The 20298-nt window shown below is 50.9% G+C and carries 15 protein-coding genes; 6 read left to right on the top strand and 9 right to left on the bottom strand.

What is annotated here, in order from left to right; translation table 11 throughout:
- Positions 1–14: 14 nt before the first annotated feature.
- The 6 genes from VSQ83_RS25155 to VSQ83_RS25130 all read left to right on the top strand — a co-directional run bounded on the left by VSQ83_RS25155 (position 15) and on the right by VSQ83_RS25130 (position 6785).
- Positions 15–1043 carry a hypothetical protein gene (locus VSQ83_RS25155; RefSeq protein ID WP_169873062.1) on the top strand — a complete coding sequence of 343 codons (1029 nt, stop codon included), beginning with the start codon at positions 15–17 and terminating at the stop codon, positions 1041–1043.
- Positions 1036–1536, top strand: coding sequence for a lytic transglycosylase domain-containing protein (locus VSQ83_RS25150; protein ID WP_169873061.1), 501 nt, complete (start codon positions 1036–1038; stop codon positions 1534–1536). Before VSQ83_RS25155 ends, VSQ83_RS25150 begins: the two co-directional genes overlap by 8 nt.
- Positions 1533–2966, top strand: a complete 1434-nt coding sequence (locus VSQ83_RS25145; protein ID WP_169873060.1) for a secretion/conjugation apparatus DotM-related subunit — start codon at positions 1533–1535, stop codon at positions 2964–2966. The genes VSQ83_RS25150 and VSQ83_RS25145 overlap by 4 nt, the downstream gene beginning before the upstream one ends.
- Positions 2963–5716: a hypothetical protein gene (locus tag VSQ83_RS25140; RefSeq protein ID WP_326427844.1), complete on the top strand. Its 2754-nt coding sequence runs from the start codon at positions 2963–2965 to the stop codon at positions 5714–5716. The genes VSQ83_RS25145 and VSQ83_RS25140 overlap by 4 nt, the downstream gene beginning before the upstream one ends.
- 101 nt (positions 5717–5817) lie before the next feature.
- Entirely contained in the window at positions 5818–6258 is a 441-nt protein-coding gene (locus VSQ83_RS25135; RefSeq protein WP_169873058.1) for a PH domain-containing protein, read from the top strand.
- Between the two features lie 215 nt (positions 6259–6473).
- The gene (locus VSQ83_RS25130) at positions 6474–6785 is read left to right on the top strand and encodes a hypothetical protein (RefSeq protein WP_169873057.1); all 312 of its coding nucleotides are present in this window, start codon (positions 6474–6476) and stop codon (positions 6783–6785) included.
- Between the two features lie 114 nt (positions 6786–6899).
- Here the strand turns inward: VSQ83_RS25130 and VSQ83_RS25125 are convergent, their stop codons facing one another.
- The 9 genes from VSQ83_RS25125 to VSQ83_RS25085 form a co-directional block, all read right to left on the bottom strand.
- Positions 6900–7169, bottom strand: a complete 270-nt coding sequence (locus tag VSQ83_RS25125) for a hypothetical protein (RefSeq protein WP_326427843.1) — start codon at positions 7167–7169, stop codon at positions 6900–6902.
- A 326-nt stretch (positions 7170–7495) separates the two neighbouring features.
- The gene (locus VSQ83_RS25120; protein WP_262384475.1) at positions 7496–7735 is read right to left on the bottom strand and encodes a transcriptional regulator KorA; all 240 of its coding nucleotides are present in this window, start codon (positions 7733–7735) and stop codon (positions 7496–7498) included.
- A 756-nt stretch (positions 7736–8491) separates the two neighbouring features.
- Complete coding sequence (locus VSQ83_RS25115; protein WP_326427842.1) at positions 8492–8647, bottom strand: hypothetical protein; 156 nt, start codon at positions 8645–8647, stop codon at positions 8492–8494.
- A gap of 96 nt (positions 8648–8743) precedes the next feature.
- The gene (locus tag VSQ83_RS25110) at positions 8744–9238 is read right to left on the bottom strand and encodes a hypothetical protein (RefSeq protein ID WP_326427841.1); all 495 of its coding nucleotides are present in this window, start codon (positions 9236–9238) and stop codon (positions 8744–8746) included.
- 36 nt (positions 9239–9274) lie between these two features.
- Positions 9275–9643, bottom strand: coding sequence for a histone-like nucleoid-structuring protein, MvaT/MvaU family (locus VSQ83_RS25105; RefSeq protein WP_326427840.1), 369 nt, complete (start codon positions 9641–9643; stop codon positions 9275–9277).
- Positions 9644–9651: 8 nt separating this feature from the next.
- Complete coding sequence (locus VSQ83_RS25100; protein WP_169873047.1) at positions 9652–11820, bottom strand: ATP-dependent helicase; 2169 nt, start codon at positions 11818–11820, stop codon at positions 9652–9654.
- A 90-nt stretch (positions 11821–11910) separates the two neighbouring features.
- Positions 11911–12180 carry a TrbM/KikA/MpfK family conjugal transfer protein gene (locus VSQ83_RS25095; protein ID WP_169873046.1) on the bottom strand — a complete coding sequence of 90 codons (270 nt, stop codon included), beginning with the start codon at positions 12178–12180 and terminating at the stop codon, positions 11911–11913.
- A gap of 4 nt (positions 12181–12184) precedes the next feature.
- The gene (locus tag VSQ83_RS25090; RefSeq protein ID WP_169873045.1) at positions 12185–12721 is read right to left on the bottom strand and encodes a DotD/TraH family lipoprotein; all 537 of its coding nucleotides are present in this window, start codon (positions 12719–12721) and stop codon (positions 12185–12187) included.
- A gap of 125 nt (positions 12722–12846) precedes the next feature.
- Positions 12847–20271 carry a helicase-related protein gene (locus VSQ83_RS25085; RefSeq protein WP_326427839.1) on the bottom strand — a complete coding sequence of 2475 codons (7425 nt, stop codon included), beginning with the start codon at positions 20269–20271 and terminating at the stop codon, positions 12847–12849.
- Positions 20272–20298 lie beyond the last annotated feature (27 nt).

Below are 20298 nucleotides of genomic sequence, written 5' to 3'. Positions count from 1 at the left end.
GATTACACACTCTTATGGATGAAAATTCCCGTAATAACCACGGCCTATCTGATGCTGAATTGGATGCTCAACTAACGGCCTTAAACATGGAAGACGCTCTAACAAGCCGACAAACAGGGAGGACACCGGAAGGCGGTTTCAAGGCCAACGTGAACGATGTGATTGCAAATGCTTTTTTGCAAATCGAGCAGCGGTCAGAGCGGGACGAAACCGTCGATGCCGCAGTGAAAGCTGCAGCCCATGGCGTTAAGGTGCTCGCCCCTATTTTGCAAGCAGTAAGCAAACACGGTGCCTCTCCCGAGCAAGCGAACACGCTGATGGGGAAAGTGCTGATGCGCACAAATGTAGGCACGAACAAAGTGCTGGAGGCATATGGGCTGCGAGAAGGCGAGGCGCCAGCATGGCTTTCAGCCACAGTCTCGGGCCAAGTGATCAAGCTGATCACCAACAGTCTTGTTGAGGGGAATACGTCAGTCCTGGACAAGCCAGATGACAGCTTTATTCAGCCCCTGATCGACTACGCGCAAGCGGCAACCAAACTCGGCGCCGTCGCTTACCCTTCAGCGAGCCCTGACCTTGAAATAGCCAACGCTCTGATGATGGCCACATGTAACGTCATGGCCGAGTATCAGTGCTTCAACTACTTTCACGCCGACTCGAAGAAAATTGCTCAGGAAATAAGCACTTACTTCAATGAGCGTGTAGTTCAAGGCACCCTCGACGACTTGACTGATCGCTTCACCCTCAAGCCTACCGAGCGCTCCTACATGGCGAATAGCCTGCTCAGTAGTGCCGGGGAAATGATGGCGCAGTCATGGAAAGCCGGTATCACAGATACGATTGCAAACCTGCGAGAAATGCCAAAAGAAGCACGACAAGAAGCAACCGTAAACGGGTATCCGTTATCTGCTGTCATTGAGCGCTTTGAATCCGTGTATCAGGGTATCGAGCTTTCCTGTGAAAGTGCCATTCGCACCCTGAATCCTGGCCGCGAGTTGTCGAAAGCAGCCATGGATCAAAACAAAGAACAGCGCCTTGGCTAAATACCCTCTACGCGCCTGTCTCATCGCTTGCGTAGCGGCTCTATGGGTTGGCAGCTCTTTCGGTGCCGACCGCATTCGCCCGCTAAGCACTCAATGCATTGAGCGGGCGTCTGCCAAATATGGAATTCACACTGACATTCTTTTTGCAATTTTGATGGTAGAAGGCGGAACTGTGGGGAGGGACAGTAGGGCGAACAGCAATGGCACCTATGATATAGGGCTATTTCAAATTAACTCGATGCACCGCAAAGAACTCGCATCAATTGGAGTTGATGAACAGCGACTACGTAATGATGGTTGCGTCAACGCAATGGTAGCTGCGCGCCACTTAAGAAGTGTTATCACGCCAAGTATATTGGCTAACGTTCGAAATCAAGATGATTATCTTCGAATGATTGCCAATTATCATTCAGCAACTCCAAAATTCAACAAAATCTACGCTGATAAATTATTGAAAGCGTTTACCAAGCTCTATGCGAGTGATCAAAAATGAAGAACGAACAGAATCCAGCGAGCGGGCTAATCGAATTTGGCGTATTTCTAGTTCTCACAATTGCTCTCGTATATGGATTATGGTGGGCATTGCGCCCAATCATAATGTGGTTCAGTTTTTACTCCTCTTTTTTTGTTTTCAAGTATGTGTATGCGCACCTTTCTTTTTTAATGACAGATGCTGAATACAGCTCGCTGATTAACTCGCTTAAAAATATTCCAAAAATCAAACCTTCTGGTTATGGGATAGAAGCGCTTTACAAACTCTTCTTGTTGCATGGCTATGTCCTCAGGTGGCCCGTCGCGGCATTGATGATTTACTTTGGCTGGAAGACCCGTAAAGGTATCAAACGGTTTAAATACCGTAGGCAGATTAACAACGTATATGACCTTATAGAAATTCAAGCTGAGCACTTCCCCGCTAGCGCGATCATTAAAGGCAAAAACTTGCTGGACATGCATCTCTATGATGGGCCATGGCGTACTTATGCCATACCAATCGACTTTGGATTAGACAACCAACTTCTTTGGACGCACGCTAAAGGAAAAACAGGGGTTTTGGACCCAAAGGCAAGTGTGGATGAGGAAAAGATGATCCCCATTCCGCCTTTCAGCAAAGATGAAAAGCTTCAAGAGTTTAAATATAAGCGGTCAAAACTACCCCACTATCGGTATACCGCGCTCAACCTCCCTCGCGCCAACAAGGCATTTTCTGCGCAGTTAGGACCACTGTGGACAGGGTCAAAATCACTGCCACCGATGGAGAGGGGGCTTTACGCAGCGTTCTGCGCTCAGGCGGCTGGTAACGCAGGCGAAGCTATGAAGCTGATTAACCAAATGGCTTTTTCGTTCGTCGAGGCAAAATACGATAAGGCTTGGAACCCGACTACGCCCCATCACTGCGACATTACAGGCGCCGATGAGTTAATCGCCAAGTATGAAAGCCGTGAAGACATAAAGGCAGTCACGGACATACACGCCCATCGCTACAACGTCTTGTATGGCGTTCTGGATCTTGCCCGCTCCAATGGGCGGTTGTTCCACTCAAACTTCTTATGGTTGCGCCCCGTCAACCGCACCTTATTCATCCTTCTCTGCTCCCATGGTGGCCAGTGTCCTTACTGGGAGGTTGCTGGTCTATGGGCTCACTATCAGGTCGAGCACCTGATGAAGAAGAAACTGCTTAAACCAGCGGTGGCCAGCGCTGTATATGCGTACCTGGACACCATGATGAAAGAGCATTGGATTGATCCTGGCGATTACAGCGAAGACGCACAGCGCCGCATGGTAGAAGACGCAAACAAAACCATCAGGGATGCTAATGAGGCCTCAACCGGCCCTGTTAATTCGACTGGATTCGTAGCCCCTCAGAAGCAACAACGCACACAAAGCGCGCAAGCACGGAAGCCGCAAGAGGACGATGAACCATGAGTGCGAAAAGCTCAATTATTCAAAAAAGCCAAGAGATCAATCTTGAAAAGGTTGTAGTCGATCATCGATCTTTTTACGGGAAAATTTGGGACGCTTTTCAACAGCCCAACATTCCTTTTATTTATGCGTGCCTAGTGGCGCCTATTCTGATCATTTTCCCTGCTTGGTTTTTTCTGTTTGCAGTCGTTTACGCAATCTTGCAATTGGCCGTGAACATCAAGCCTGATGTGTTGCCAATTCACTTGCCACTGGGTGCTGACATACCAGACAAGCACGACCCCAAACCCGGCGTTAATCGTGGATGGTATACATCACGTGGCAGCTTTTATATTGGTTTCTGCCGAATTACCATGCTCGAAATATGGGCAAACTTTAAATCGTTAACGCAGCACTTCATTTTATTCGGCACAACAGGCGCGGGAAAAACTGAAAGCATAGTTTCTTATATAGTCAATTATCTAAGCGTCGGGAGCGGCGTAGCGTTCCAGGACGCAAAAGCTGCACCTAAAGCAATGTTTCAAGTTGCAACTTTCTGCCGGATTTTTGGCCGCGACTTCGACTTCCGTGTCACGAACTATATCAAAAGCCAAAATCCAGAAAACGTTGACCCAGCATCAAGAAGCTCGAACGATGCTGGTATTTTTGCTAGAGGCACACCCGACTCCAATACGCAGCTCCTGGTATCGCTTATGCCGCCAAGTGGCGGCGATAACAAGATCTTCTCAGAGCGAGCCATTGCACTAGTTGCCGCAATCATGCCTGGACTGAATGACCTGCGGAATATGGGCAAGCTCCAGATTGACCCTGCTGTCATTCGTCGATTCATGGGATTCAAAGATTTCGTAGGACTCTGTCACAACAACTTCATCGGTAAGAGTTCCCGCGATGCGTTGGTAGGTTACCTGAGTTCACTTTCTGGCTACGACGAAAAGAAGCCTATTGATAAGCAAAACGAAGAGGTCACCCGTCAATTCGGTTTTGCTCAGGCATATTTCACACGAGCACTGGCATCTCTCTCGGACACCTACGGCCACATCTACCTAACTGGTCAAGGTGAGATCGACTATCAGGACGCAGTCTTGAATGGCCGAATTATCATGACGCTTCTGCCTAGTATGGAAAAGTCAGGCGACGAGCTGGCAAACCTCGGCAAAATCGTTTTGACCGCAACACGTAACGGTATGGTTGTCGGACTCGGGACCGTGTTTGAAGGCAGCGCTGAGAAGGTTGTTCACAACCTACCTACAAACTCAGACATCCCTTACGGGATCATGAATGATGAAAATGCGTACATGCTGGTTGAGGGTCAGGAGATGATCAACGCCCAAGCTCGTGGCCTCGGGTTTGGCGTGCTTACTGGGACGCAAGATGCGCCTGGCATGCTTCTCAACATTGAAAAAACAACCAAACAAATCCTCGCTAACTCGGCATTCAAGCAAATCATGTACTTGGATGACGACGACACCACAAAGCTCGCGTGTGAGCTATCTGGGGAAGCCACTGTTCTCGAACGAGGGCATTACAGCATTGAGGGCTCCCTCGGAAATATTTACGCCTCTCAGCAAGTGAATGTTGGAAAGCGCTATCGCTTGAACCCCACCGCTATCCGTAAACAGGGGCTTGGCCAAGCCTTCATCATGTACCAAGGTGACATTCACCAAGCTCAAGTTTTCAACCACGGGATTCAGGAAAAGAGCGATGACCCAAAGATGTGCTACCTGAAGCATTGGTGGCCCGTACGCATGGCGAAAGTTCACATCCCATCCCAGCTGGAAATTGGCAAGCTTGTGGAGATATGCCCGCTGCCTGAGTGGGTTGAACTCGGTGAAATGATTAGCGACGAGTCGCGGTCACTCCTACGCGAGATGACCATTTACTTCGGCTCGATGATTGCCATACGTGACATTCAGGCACGAGTAGCAACAAGCCCTGAACTGAAAGCCGTCAATGACGAGATGATGGCGTCTGAGATGTCTGTCCAGCACTTGGATGTGCTGGGTAACCTCGATGCTGGGCTCGATTTGGAAGATGAAAATGAGGAGCTGAGTGGTGTCCTGGGGGCTATCCATGGCGCGACCATAAAAAACCCGAACGATGTCGTGAGCCTATTCATCAAGTTGGCCGAAGACAGGGATGCCCCAGAGAACATGATTCGCATCGCCGCCAGCCAATCCGGCATTGGCGACTTCCTCAACAGTAACCAAGGGCTTGATCTCTCCAAATCCGATGATGATTCCTCTGGATCAGGATCTGCAGGTGGTGGCGGTTCGAATATGCCGCATGCATCGACCGATGAGTCAGTGGACCAGATGCTCGACTCCTACTTTGATGACATGCCGGAGTCCATACCACTTGAGGCCTATCAACAAGGCGAACCAACCCACGATTTCAACATCAGGCATGGCAACAACTCAGCCGTTGATGCTGAGGGTTTCGATGACAACTTCGCCGATGAAGTAGGGTCTGGCTTCGCATCTCGTGAAGACAAGTCGGAGATGGCTTTGGTTGTAGAGCGCAATTTAGCCCTCATGCCGTGGATGGCGAATGTGGTCGACTACAGTGCAACCCGAAACGATCTAATTGAGACCGAGGCGTTCTTCAATGGTGATGACCTCGAAGCTGCGCAAGAAAGTGTCGATACCGGCCTGGATCTCCTCGCCACCCGAATGAGTTACCCAACAACACGGATGGACGACATGACCACGCCAAATCTGAGTTTGATTCGGTCGCTGCTGGAAAAGCCTAATTGACGCCGATAGCCCCTCAAAGCGAACGACCTTTGGGTCTGTTCGCTTTTTAACGTATCGCTCCTCACGCACCCCTCACAGCTCCTCTACGGCGGTTCATTCCTATGACAGATCAAACATCGAACGCACCCTTGCTCTATAAACCAGAAATGCATTGGATTGGAATAGCTCTGGCCATAGTGCCATTTTTAGTGGTTGCCATTGTCATCAGCCTTGGCCCGCCCTACCCGTTTCTCTGGCTTTTATTTGTGCCTTGCTTTCCTGCTTTGGGGAGTGCGCTGATCACTTTCTTCTCCACCAGAATCGAGCTGCACCCAAAGCACTTGACGTATGCCAGCGGTGTTTTTAGACGCCTGACATTTGATTTGCCCATTACTCGGGTCGAATCGGTTGTCATGGATCAGTCGCTGCTGGGTCGTTATCTTGGTTATGGGCAGGTAACCGTCATTGCCATTGGCAGCACGCCGGTTACAACGCCATGTATCAAACAACCAGCCAAATTTCTCGAAGCCATGCAGTCGGCCATGGCTCAGCGTGTTGAGTGAGGCTGACTGGCAGAGTGTCTTTGCTCGTACCCTGCATGCAATGCAGCGGCTGTTTTCGGATTGCGGCTATCGCCCCAGTGGGTTGTGAATCTGTGTTGGACCGCCCATTGCTGGTAGGCAGTAAAGCTGGGGGGATATGCTTAGTCTGTCTGCCTGGTGCCACTCACACCGCCTACAGACAAAACCAATTGTGTGGGTCCAATCGAGTGAACGCTATGACCCCAGAAAACTTGGAAGAAATGTGGAAAGCAATTGAGCCCGTAGCGAAGCAAAACTTCTTTGAAGGCTTCAGGGCGGGAGAAGCCAGCGGGTATCTCAAAGGGTTGGAGGCTGGCTATTTGGTAGGCCATCAAGAAGGTAAGCAAGAGGGTTTTGAGTTAGCTCTGGACGTCTGTAAGACTGCAGTATCAGACGGTCTGCGTCACGGGTCTCCTGTGTGTGGATACCTGATGCAGACCTTCAAACAAGACTTGCCTGATTATGTGACCGACGAAGAGTTCGCGGAAGAGCTTCTGAAAGAGATGTAACCGGCGCCAAAGATAGGCCAGTGCAATGCTGGCCTATTCATCCTCCCCGAGCCGAATAAGCCCAGTTCACCAAACAGCTATGTGACCTGTTTGCAAAGCTACAACGACCTAGGGTCAAAACCAGTTGAACGACTCAAGCAACGTACCGAGCACCAAAAGGAACCCTTCGCGCTTTCGAATCTTCTTACTGCCGTCATCATGCTTTCTCGTAGTGGTTGGCGTTGGCACTGCCACTTTGATGAACACTTTGGCAGACGGCTCCATATCGATTGGGACATCATAGAAAGCGTGCTGGGCTGTTACACCGTCAACTTTAATCCACGGTTGATCATCCATCTCGAAGCGTGCCTGGGGCTCAAGACTACGAAAAGTGACACGTTTCACTCATGCTCCTTTGAGGTGTTGCGATACGGGGCTGATGACGGAGGACTCAATACGGATGATGTGGGCCGGAAAACTGGTGGCCACATGAGCAGCGATAATTTCGTGTCGTGCCAGAGATAGGGGGCCAGCCAATCCAGTGCATTTTCTGCATGACACAGAGTGATCCTTGTACCTTTGGGCTGCCTTCTTGTCCGCTTCCTCCTTGCCTAAGGAAGCAATACCGACTTCAATCAGACCACCTACGATGCTCCATAAGCTCATTTGTGTTGCTCCCTTCACGCATAGACCAGTGAGATAGAGTTTTTTCTATCTCAAGCAAAATCAATTTATTTTCCTGAGTACAGCTGTCTCATGGTTTCGTCGGCTTTGGCGTAACGCTTCACTGTATTACTCACTGCCGTTCGATCTGCTCCCGCCGCACGCATTGCATCGGCCTGGGACATACCTTCTACGAGAACCAAGCGTGCGGCACGATTGGAGGCGCTTTTAGGGTCGCCGCGCATTAGCTTTACCAAAGTGTCGAACTGCTCGCCTGTCATTGCATCATTCTCCGAATATGTCGCCATTGGCGCTGGGTCACCTGATGACCCGGCTCCACGTTCAAAACGAGGCTGAAAGTACCTGGTCTATGGCCTCACAATCTCAGTTGAGAGCCCAGAGTGGATTATCACAAAGTGCAATGTATACCCCTAGGCGTATACCTGCAAGAGCCGTGGCGCCAACCTGGGATGAATGTAGGTTCACAGAATAGCTGCGCTTTTAACGACATAAACGAGACGAGGCTAAATCGTATTAGCAAAATAAAAGATTGCTTTCTCCTAAACCTTCCGGACACCGGGCCAACCGCCCATAAGTAAGAGTGTCAATCCGGTCGTGAATGGCGCAACCACGCAAGCAAGTACGGGTGCGCGTCGATGGCGGGGGAGAGAGCCAACGTTCGCCGCCCCAACAATCAGGACAAACATGGCCCAGAAGAGAAATGCTAATGCCACCCCAGCTAGAACGCCCTGTGCCCTGTCGTTGGCCGAAGACAGGACACCCGCAAGCATTGATCCAAAAAGGACACTGATTTCCATTTTCCCCGGTCTCATTACCATTTCCTCTACTTTTCCTACAGTTCCGTGTGTTCGTTGCGTTCTCGCTGCTCACAATCAGCGATGACCGCGTTTGTTGCCTGGATGACCTCATCCAACCGGCGCCGAACGATCTGCAAGTCAGATGGTTCCAGAAGGTCACCAATAGCCAATAACGCGCTTAACTCCTTTGCGGCTTGTGAAGCCACTTGTTCCAACGAGGTAGGCCCTTGTCTGTCTGCCATGCCCTTACCTGCCTGAGTTCTGTTGATTTATGTCCACTTTTATCTGTTGCGTATCAGTTTTGCTTTTCCATTCCTCAAAGCGCTTCCTAAATTCTGCTATTCCCTTTTGAGTTTTTTTTTCAAGCTCTGCCCTAGTGTCGGGATCAACTTCTTGACTCATGGGATTTCCTTGGTGAGAGTTACATTGGTTGCCGGTCCAGCGTGCTAGGGCATTTGACTTGCCCTCTCCCGCAGCGCGGCTTCTGTCAGCAAGCTGCTAGACGGTTTCCACCGCGAGGGAATGCTTTAGGTGCCACTCGAAGGCCTCCCGCTTCTCTTGCAAATCTTGGCCACATTGAGGATTGCTGGCGTGGTGATTGATATGTGTTGAGATTGCCTGGTTGAGCAGGCTCCATGCATCGATGAGGGTCTGCCGCGACGGTGTCGTCATCAGCATTAGCCGACCAACAATTTCCTGATTGAAACTGCGATCTTTGTCTACGCCATGAGCTGCGATTGTTAGGCTGTGTTGTAGTTCGTTAGTAATGCGAATGCCGAAGGATGTATTCGCCTGCTGAAGTACAACTGGAAGGCAATCAAGAGTTGGATAACGAATGAGGCTCTCACAAAGCAGGTGGGCAATATAAGAGTTGATGCTTCGGCCTTGAGCTACTGCTCCAGATTTCACGACACTGTGAAGTTCCGACGTGTACCTCACAGGGTATGCGTACTTTTCGACTCGCTTCATACCCACCTTAGTCAGATTATCCATTGAAGCGCTGCCCTTTCGAGCAGCACAGATGGAGGATTAGTCAGCTTTTAGCCAGCTTTGAACAACATCTTTACCGTACTGAGCGTTCCATGCTTTCAGAGTTTTGTTATTGCCACCCTTGGTTTCCACAATTGAACCATCGTGTGGATTTACATAGGTCAACAAGGCACGAGGCTTACGTGTCTTAGGCTCTGCAGTTCTGAATGCTGCCGGACGGGTCGATTGAGGATCAAGAATATTAATGATATCGCGAAGTGATTTATGATTCTCGTCCAGTAAAATGCGTAGCTTAGATTCGAACTCATTGTCCCGCGCAAACTCTGGATCTTCCTCAATAGCAGCCATCCGCTCCATAGCCGACTTAACTGTTTGTTCGAGTTCTTTATATTCTCTGATCAAGCTCATTTTAGCACCTAATTAATCTTTGCAACTCGGTAGTTGCAATTCAATTCTTCGAGGTATTGATTTATCAATTCAGGGGAGGATGCTTTTAGCGAGTCCCTTCCCTTGCCACCAGCTAGGATGTAAGGCAACGCTTGTGACAGGAACAGGTTGCTTTCATACAGAAACTGACTGGCTACCCCAGCGTTTTTTACAAAAGGTATTACATCATCACAGTTGCCGCCCTTACAAGCTCTCAACCATGGGTCTAGCCTCGGATCTCTTGGCGCGATGAAATACAGTGCGCGAATAGCCCGCGTCATCGCAACGTAAAACAGACGCCGCTCATCTTGGAGATGGGATTCGATTTTACTCTTGTCGATGGATCTCGGGATGATGGGGAACGAGCCCTGCCAAAGGCTAGGCATTATCACGCAAAGCCATTCCATCCCTTTAGCTCGATGACAGCTGGTAATTAAGAGGGCAGTCGTCTCTTGCTTTGCTTTGTCAGACGTATCGAGCAGGTCCTGTAGGTGATTCATGAACTCGGGTAGAGATTTGCCCTTTGAGTTCACTTTCACGTATTCGATGAACGCCTCGACAAGACTGATGATCTCGTCGGCCTCCTCCCGCTTCCCAGCCTCTTGGACTATGCACTTTTCAATGTCCAAGAAATACAGCAGCTCCTTCAACAGGATTGCCGCCTTTGGAAAGCTTCGACCTTTGCCGATTGCTCGCAGCTTTCGCCATAGTTTTCCGCGATAAACAACCCGCTCGGCCTGAGCCTGGTTTTGAGCAGCAACGTGATTGGAGACAAATCTACTGAAACCCAAACCATCTTCAGGTTCCTGTAGAACGAGCTTGGTCAGAATACCGCTTTTCTCCCAGCCCAAGTTCAAGGATGGGACATCAATGAATTTTCGAGCCTCGATAATCGAGCCGATGTCTGGCTCGCCAGCATAGGGGTTTATCGCTGCCTGGCCAGCGGCCAGTTTCATCCAGCCTATGAGGGACGCTACCCATTTGTTTTCAAGAACTGAAGCCTCATCTCCTCCTTCAATTCTGAACGGGATACCGTGCTGCAACAGGTCAAACTGACTGGCCGCTGATTTCGAGTATGAGCGCACCAGCACAACCATCTCAGTAAGACTCCCTCCATCGGCAAGCCACTTCTCAACAATGCTGACAATCTTTGGCTTACCGCTTACGGGCTGGTCATATTCGAGAAAGAGCTTTGTGTCAGGTGCCTTTTCGCCCGAAACACACATTTTGTCAGCACGGTCTGAGTTACCAGCAATCACGTAATTTGAGGCGCATGACAGGGCGTGGCCATAACGCCATGTACGGTTCAGCGTGTAGGTGGTAGCACCTGGGAAGTCATCGTGGAACCGGCGAAGGATGTATTCAGCTTTTGCGCCGCGCCAGCCGTAAATAGTTTGATCATCGTCGCCCACAGCCATTACTTTGGCCTGCATACCTGCAGATACTAAGCCCGCCGTAAAACGAATCAGGGCTTGCTGGCTCTCGCAGATGTCCTGGTACTCATCAATGATGATGTGGTCGAACCCGCCCCGAAGATAAGCTGCAGCTGCGGGGTTTTCCAACATGATGGTTACCGGGTCGTAGATCAGGTCAGAGAAGAACCTGACCTTCTTCTGATGACGCTCTTTCTCGAACTGGCGGTACCACTGGACGAACCAGTCATACCGAGCTGGCCAGTCCCCATCAGCGAAAACCTCAGCCGGAGGTTTTAGATCGCTTTTGACTCGGTCAACGAAGCTCAAAAAGTCACGAGCCACAATACGCGGGTATTTGTGGCCATGCTTCTTACATGCGGTCTCGATCACTTCTACAGTGAACTTGATGGCTTTGGACGGCTCACCACTGAACGCCCATTGCTCAGCGTATCCACCAAGGATCAGTCTACGAAGGGTGATTGTTCCAAGACTATGGAATGTTACCGATTGAGGTGCGTTGCGCTTGCCTAGCCGTCTTTCTAGGCTGGCGCGTAGGTTCTTTGCAGCCCCAAGATTAAACATGACCGCAATGACTCGGGTAGGATCAAATCGTCCCGCTTCAACCAGTCGAGCAATGCGCTCCACCATGGTTGTGGATTTTCCAGAGCCTGCCACAGCCAGAACTAAAGCGGGCTCTTCAAATGGATGGTGAACAATTTCTTGCTGCTGCGGGGAAAGAGCCAAGGCAAATCATTCCAAACGAATCTTAAGAGGGCTATCGGAGTTAGGCGCGAAGCCTGGACCTCACCGCACACCCCTACGGCATTTAGTCCATCAATCTTTCGGGCAGATGCTCAAAAAGTTACCGCGATATTTTTTCTTCATGTTGTAGTACTTTTTGAGGGGATTGACGCACTCGGCTAGATTTCCCCCGCCAGCCAAGCAGAGAACTGCTTCGCAAGACTCAGTTTGATCTTTCGATAGTTCCTTCGGTACCAAGACGGGAGCCGGGAGTGGAGATGAACTCTTTTTCGAGTCATCTGCAGAAACTGACATCGATGTGGCAAGCGCCGCAAAAAGCGAATACGCAATTAGTATTTTCATGTGATCACCGTCCGGTGGTGCTAAACGATTTACCGCCCTGCGCATCTTTGTAAGCAATGATGATCTGGCGTAGGTTTGCGATGACGCGCACGTCTGCCGATGATCCTGCTTGGTAGCCTGCGTCGGCAACCCAAAGCACTGGCGGTCGGCGCTGTTCGGTGAAAGCGACCATCAGTGGTAAAGCTGGTCGTGTACCGATGATTACTGGGGCAGGCCAACCGACAGTGCTTGCGATGCTTTTTAAGAAAATTTCCAGCTCGCCATTGAAGCCACCCTCAAGCAAGAGCGGTGCCCGCATCTCAGGAGGTACTTTTGTCAGATCGATCTTTAACTCCTGCGTGACGCGGTTTCGTTGACTGCGAACTGACTGAGCCAGCGACGCCTGCTCTGCTGCACGCGCAACACGCTGAGCCGCATCATTCAATTCTTGAACTGCTGGGTCGCCCTCGGTCATCAAAGGTCGCGGTTCTTTGTTAGCACAACTTGCCAACGTCATTGCCGAGACCAGCACGCATAGCTTTAAAGTGAATTTGATCTGCACCTGCTTGCTCCATTTACTATATTTAATGATATTGCACGTAGCAAAAACGAAAGATACCGAAATTTTGGCGACTTGTCATGGACACAAAAAACCCGCCGAAGCGGGTTTTGTGTTGCTACGTGTTATCAACCAAATCGCATGCTGGTCCGACTCCCCTCCTCTTGACTATCCGAGTGATCAAAGTCAGCCACATGGTTGCGCTCAAACCCCATAGGTTCATCTGCGAGATCACGATCACCGTTTGCCGCAATCTCCTGTTCCAGCTCTGACAGCTGAACCCTGCGATCTTCCTCGGCACGCAAGATAGACATTCGGGCTTCAAAGGGGTCAGTGGTATCGGTTGAGTTGAAGTCTTGAGCGGCAAACCAGCTGTTCAACTCTCGTTGCCGGTCTTTCATGTCAACAAATTCCGCCTCTTGAGGCCACTCCGCGTCGAGCCTGAAATCCTTCACAAGCTCGTAACTGGCTTCGAGCTTCTTCTTCTCGTGTAGCAAGTTTTGAGAACGGAACTCTGTATCGTAGATCTCCCGGATGATTTGACCCATGGATTGAGGGCTTTTCGAAATACCAAATCGCCCTGGTAGTAAAGCATCGTCCACTACTGCACGAATGAAGCTTTGCTTGGTGACAAGGTCGTTTTGTACGACGTACTCGATCTTTCCGATTGAGATTCCCAGTCTCTCGTAATCTTTGTTGAATTTCATGAGCCTGGCCTCGGCAATCGGAAGGCGCTGAAGAATTGCCTCTCCTGCCTCCGTTGCCCTGAGCACCGTTGTGGAACCATCATGACCCAGCTTCGTTACGGCTCCAGTGACCGTAACTACTTTGCGCCCACCCGTGTCCTTAGGCAGTGCCTCGGCAACTATCAACTCAGATGCAATACGTTTTCCGCAATTGTTGATCGCTTGACTCAAGCGCCGTGCTTCACTCGACTTGGTGTACAAATCGCTTTGCCATGCTCGGCGCCTGCGCTCGGCCTTGTTGACCTGGTCGTCCAATTCAACTTTTTCGCGGATCTTCGGATTCCCAGTTGTAACAGCCATTACCTCGGCATAGCCAAGATCGATCTCCTCGCTAACTTCGCGGCCAGCCTTGGTTGGATCGCCTAAAGCCTGCGCAATGAAATTGGCCTTACGCTGATTCCCACCCCACATGAACAGGTCGAACGAATCCTTGGTGGTGTAACGGTAGTTGCGAACATTTTCAAAAAACTTGTTGCCCTGGCGCTCGATCCGCCCCCGTCGCTGCGCTATGTCAGATGGCCTCCATGGACAATCGACATCATGCATCGCAACTAGCCGCTCCTGGATGTTGGTCCCTACACCCATTTTTTCAGTCGAACCAATGATTACTCGGATCTCGCCTTTGCGGACTTTCTCGAACAGGGTCTCTTTTTCAACATCGTTTTTGGCTTCATGAACAAAAGCAATTTCATTGTCCGGAACCCCTCTTGCCACCAGCAGGTCCCGAAGCTTTTGGTAGGTCGTGAACGAACCGTCTGCTTTAGGAGTGCCCTGATCCATGAACACGATCTGAGCGGCATTCACATCTCCGTGAGCTTCCCACTCGAAGTGGACGTTCTTGGCTACCTCGCCCAGCTTGAGGCTGGCGTCGTCTGGAATGAGTGGGCTCACCAGTCGCATGTCCAGCGCAGCTTTACGTCCAGCAGTCGCAATGGCCAGCATGTTGTCTTCATGAGGTTTCACCTTGCCTGTACGCACCTTCGTTGCACGTATGGCCAGATGCTTCATAAAGTCTTTCTGAAAATCACTCTGATCGACAGAGATGATTATCAGCTCAACATCAGGTACAGGGAGGTTCAAATCATTTGGATTTTTTACGTCTGCGAATGAGCGGAACAGCTTGATCATTTCCGGCAGGTTGACGAACCTTGCGAAGCGCTCGTTCACTCTGAACCCGCCACCCTCAGGTAAGGGCTCAAGGGCTGTTACAACATCACCAAAGCGCTTAGCCCACTCATCAAAGTCATGGATACCCTGGTCGATGAAGAGGTCAGGGCGAAGCACGGAGCCGTGCACGTACAATTCGCAAATGGTGTTGGCGACTGGTGTACCTGTAAAGGCATTAATTCCAAAGCTGCGACCATGCAAATCACGCATGTACTCGGCCAGCATTTTGTAGTTTTCCGCTCGTTGAGAGCCCCCACGCGTGACACCAAGCACATCCATGTTGGAGTTGATGGCAAGGTTTTTAAACAGGTGCGTCTCATCGACGTTGATCAGGTCGATACCCAACTTGTCGATGGTAAGAACGCCTGTCTTGCGCTGTGCGTCTTCGAAGACCCTTTTAACGTTGTCGAGCTTAGATACCTGTGTCTTCAGATGGGCTTCCAGTTGACGCTTAATACGGCCATCAGTCCCCTCGATCTTTGCACTGATTTTGTCGATGTTCTTCAGTAGCTCCCGTGATTGGATTTCGAGTGGTGCCTGGAGACGATTCATCATCCCGTGAGTGAACACGACCAGATCCCAATCGTTGTTTCGGGTGCGGGCAAGGAACCGCTGGCGAGCAGCCCCCTTCAAGTCATCAGCGGTGACCTGCAGTATGCGTGCAGACGGGAACATCTGTTTCGCTTCACGGGTGATCTGTCCAAGCATGTGGTTAGGTACCGCAATCGCGGGCTTGTTGCACATGCCTACTTGCTTGAGTTTGATTCCGATGGCGACCATTTCAAAAGTCTTACCCGCTCCAACGCAATGAGCTGCCATGCAGTTTTTGCCCATCAGGGCCATGGCTGCAGCATCTCTCTGGTGATCTCGCGGGTGCCATGTAGCAGCTAGACCTGGGAACGTCAGACGTGAGCCATCTATCTTAGGTAGCGCAATAGTGTTGCAGTTGGCGTTGTACATCTCGGTGTAACGATGGATTCGATCTACATCGCGGCCTACCCACGTTCTGAACGCAGACTCGATGTCTTCCTGCTTGGTGCGGGAAGCCATGGTGCGTTCGTCATTAACTGAAGATTTGCCATCAGCGCTTTTATCGTAATGCGTTGGCTTCTGTGCGTTGAGCTGCATTTCCAGCAGCTTTTCGAAAGAGCAATCTTTTGTACCGTGTAGGGTGCTACGACGGGTTTCATGGTTGGTCTTGAATGAGCTTGAAACCTCAACAGTCCACAAACCGACCTCAGCGGTGTGGCTCACGCTAAAATCCCGAGGTGACAGCTCTTGACCGAACAGCTCGCTAACAAATGCTTCAATGTCGCGCTCTGGAATCCAGCCGACGCCTAAGCGAAGCGAGATGTCCTCGAAGGGAATTGGAGAGGGTTGAGCTTCACGCAACTTTTCAACGTTGACATGGAGTTCTGGCATTGTCTCCAGCGCTTGCTCGGCATCAGCTAACTTGCGCACGACGTTGCCGCTCAGATACTGGTGCTGCGCTTCGTACTCGTGAGTTTGCGGATTCAGGAATACCAGATCCCCAAGCAACTTCTGCTTGATCTGATCAACATCTTGTCCGAGTGCTTCGGACATGAACTCGAAGTCGATACGCCCCTTGATGTCCAAGGAGTGGAAATAGGCGTCCTCTGCCGTCTCAATGTTAGGGACCAGCTCAGCACCTATGACACGCTTATCGAACGTATCTGCCAGCGCCAACACCTGCTCTTCTTCATCATCCCAAATCTCAAGCGCGCAGACTTCAGCAGACCCTGCGTCATCACCATAAATGCGAACGTTCTTATTGGTGTTTACGGCACCATGTTTTTTGGTGAACGCGTCGTACAGACCTTTCGTCTTTTCCTGAGCTGCACCCAAAACCACATCGCTGCCATTGAGTTGGGCTGAGATCAACTCACGGCATGCATCACGCAATTCGATGTACGCAACCATGGTGGCCGCTCGTTTCCCGGAAAATTTCGTTTCCGCGACAACATGCTCAAAGCCCAGCAGTACACCTTCCTCATCGAATTTGTGAGCGATGTCTACTATTTCAAGAATGCGTCCATCGTCGACAATGATGTTGTCGCCAACAAAATTGGATTGCCGTTGTTCAATGCGGGCAAAACTGCTCCAGTCCTCATCTTGATATTCTTTTTGATTGGTGGAAATGCTCTGCTCGGTAGGCTCCCAAGCTGCTTTGTGGGCGATGCCTTCCGGCATAAACGCAGTGACTCGCGCATCGATCTGCACTTGCAATGCGTCGAAGCGATCAACAATGGTCTGTGCCTGGAGTTGCTTGTTGTGCAGGACTGGCTTTGGTCCAAAAGCAGTTCCGACCATTTCGTACTTACCAAGCACATTTTGGGGGTTGTCCAAAAAATACCGGTTGATGGACTCGCTACCCTCCTCATCCGGATACATCAGGCCAGTTGACTCATCGAGGGACACCCTGACCGATTCGGTGAAGTCGTATGCTGGCTTAGTACCTTCGGGTCTGCGCTGAAGGAACAGAATGTCAGTCGCAACGCTCGCATTGAGGTGCATGAACGCTTCGCACGGTAAGCGTACGGCGCCGATTAAGTCGGCCCGGTTGAGCATCTCTTTTCGGACAGTGTCGTCGAGCTTGTCCAACGAACCAGCTGACGTAATGACTGCCGAAATCCCACCTGGCTTAAGCTGATCAAGGCTTCGCAGGTTGAAATAGTCATGGATATGGTGAGCGTCGGGGTAATTCGAATCATGAATTTTGGATGATCCGAAAGGGACGTTCCCAATCACTGCGTCGAAGTCACGCGCTAGGATTGCGTGCTCATATTTGGCGTTAATGATCCTGGCATCAGGCGCAACTGCAGAGGCAAGCCGCGCAGTGATTGGGTCACATTCGACACCTATCAACGTAGCGTGACATTGTACCTTGTCAGGAGCTGACGCAAAAAAGGCAGCTGAGCCGCAACCAGCGTCTAAAAACTTGCCGCCCGCGCTGACGCCAGCCCGCATAACACCGTTCCAGATTGCCGAGCACAATTGAGGTGGGGTGTAGTAGGACTCAAGTCGGTTATCCAAATATGACCGCTGAAAATCAGCCGGTGTCATTCCCAAAGATTGTGCAATTTGGTTACCAGCATAGTTGGCATGACTCTGGCGGTGGTCTACGCGAAGCTTCTCACCCTCCACGCCCCAGCCCCTGAACGATGACAAAACGCGCTTGCTCACATCCCCGTGTGCCTCTCCTGATTCAACTGATACCAGTGCGGCGAAGATCGCGTTGGTCGAAGGTGTATGACCCTGTGTATCGAGCATGTGCTGCAGCGTAGAGCCGCGCCAAACGCGATCAATCGCGAACGCTGGCACTTCACCATCGTCACTGAAGGAGGACGTGCTCGGTTCGGATGGGGAATTACCTTCAGGTCCGCTTACTGCACCGACAGCACTCACTACAGTTACAGGGTTCTCTATGTGCTCCGCAGAGCCATTTGAACGCTCTGGTGCGGCGTCTATCGCTTGAGCACCCTGTTCGGCCTGTACGCGCTTCAGGAGCGCCTTCATTTGCCCATAAGGGGTGTGTTGCATACGAGTAATAAGCGGAGTGACCAAAAGCTTACGCTCGATGTCGTTCAGCTCTTGTTCGTACTCTTTGCGGTACCGACTATCAGCAATCGCCATACGCATCTGTTCATCGACACTGGCTGTGACGATGACCGAAGCATTCAGCTTTCGATTTTCTTCGATGTAGGCGCTTGCAAGGCTGTCTTGAGGGTCTATTCCCGCGTAGTAGATGCCATCAAGGAATTTACCATTCTCATTCGCATGACCCAGCAAGGGCCGAGAGGCATTCATAACAAGCCACCCTTCGGGGAAGCTTGGTTGAGACTCAGCTGTAGCTACTACGGATTTCAGGCTTTGCAGCTGATCATCCAACGCAGACTTCGCTGGTTCAATAGCGGGAATTGGCTCAACCGCGTCTGACGCCACCTTCGCTGGTGCCTGCTCCTGTGCCTGAGACTCAGAAGATTTAGCCGTCGCTACCGTTTCAGGATTACGACCAGTGATTAAGTGCGGCCAAATGGCAGCTACTTCTTCGAGTAACTGCATCCCCACAAAGGCGATAGGGGTGGATAGAGTGTCGCGCACCTCGAAGATCGGTAGAACCTGGCCCTTACCGTGGCCAGTAATGTGTAAACCCCCATTGCCTACGCCGATTACTACTGACTCACCAAACGGAGAGCGGTAGAGATACTCAGGGGCTCCGGTGCTTGGCTCTTCATCCGCAACAAACTCAAAGCCTGAACTGGTCAGCAGGCCGCCAAGGCCTTCATCTCCAGTCATGCGCCGAGTAATGGATGCAGCCAGCACTGAGTCATTTTGAGAGGCGAAGTTGAAGGCATGAGCTAAATTGGCCTCCTCCCCCGCGTAATGGGTAGCAAAGTGCTCGACGATATTGTCGCGCATGCCCATATGATGCAGCTCTCGCCGCTGATCTTGGGTCAAATAGAGAGAGGCTGCTCGCCCACCTGACATGCCAGCGAGCGCATGCTCGAATGCTTCACGATCAACCCCATTGCCATTCATGCCAGTTTGATAAAGGGCGTAAGCGGTGTCGTATTCACGGCGGTTGAAAGCTTCGCGGGTATCCCAGTAATCGTCGGATTCTAGGTCTTGGCTTTTCTGTACCTGGGGCTCATCACTTAGCTCTAAAACAGGCGCAGCTATGTCCTGGTCAAACGGGTTTTCAAGATCTGATGCGCCACTCACCCCCGTGCCGTAGTTCTCACTAACAGCGTCGTACTCCAGCTGGCTGAAACCTTCGCTGGTGCGCGCTTCGGGTATTTGAATTGGCTCGGATTCTGGCGCAAGCAAAGGCTCAGAACTTTCAGCGGCAGGCAGAGCGGCTTTAATTGCCTCTGCCTCATTCGGTTGGGTTAGTGCTTCGCTTTTCCCTGATGTTCCTCGCGCAGCGTCTGTATCTGCAGGCTCAGATTGCTCAGCAGAGTCTCCGCCGCGAACGACTTCGCCTGGTTGTTCCACGCTGCTCGTACCAGATGCGTTGCTTCTCGATTGAGTGGATTCAGTTTCCGGTACTCCTTCTCCAGCTGCCGGGCTCTGTCGATCAGAATCTCCTCCTGTTCGTTCAGATAACTGGTCAACGTCCCCGACTGGTGTAGGGACAACATCATCTGAGGATTGCTTTCGTACATCAGGCTGTGGAGCGTCCTTGACCAGTACCCCATTGGCTCCAGCACCGCCATCATTGAGGCCTCTAGCGGTATTGCGAGCTGTAATTCCTGTAGGTCGGCTTCTTGGCTCTGTGTTTGTTTCATGCTTAACACCTGTTTCTTGGCGCTGTTTAATATCAAATTTGGCAGCTGGCGAAATTTCCTCAACAGGCAGATCCACTACCGAACAGTTGGGAAAGCTACTCCGAAGATCGGTCAATCGAAAACCAGTATGACTCCGCGTCCAGTACTGCTTGTTAGGGAACCTTAGATCACGAGAAAAACCAAGTTCGGTAAGTATGGCAAGCGTCTGCTGGTCCTGAAGGCCTGGGCCAGCGAAAAGAAGAGTGTGATTCTTTTTGGGTGATCTATCTCGACCAAGTACGAGCTTCATCCCGTAGCTTTTGAAGTCGAGCCATTTCATTGTTTGACTCATATACACCATCCAACACAGGACAAGCCG

It is taken from the genome of Pseudomonas sp. DSV-1, from assembly GCF_035830915.1.
Lineage (GTDB): Bacteria > Pseudomonadota > Gammaproteobacteria > Pseudomonadales > Pseudomonadaceae > Aquipseudomonas.
The sequence above is the reverse complement of the archived record's forward strand: the minus strand, read 5'-3'. Positions and strand labels throughout refer to the sequence as shown.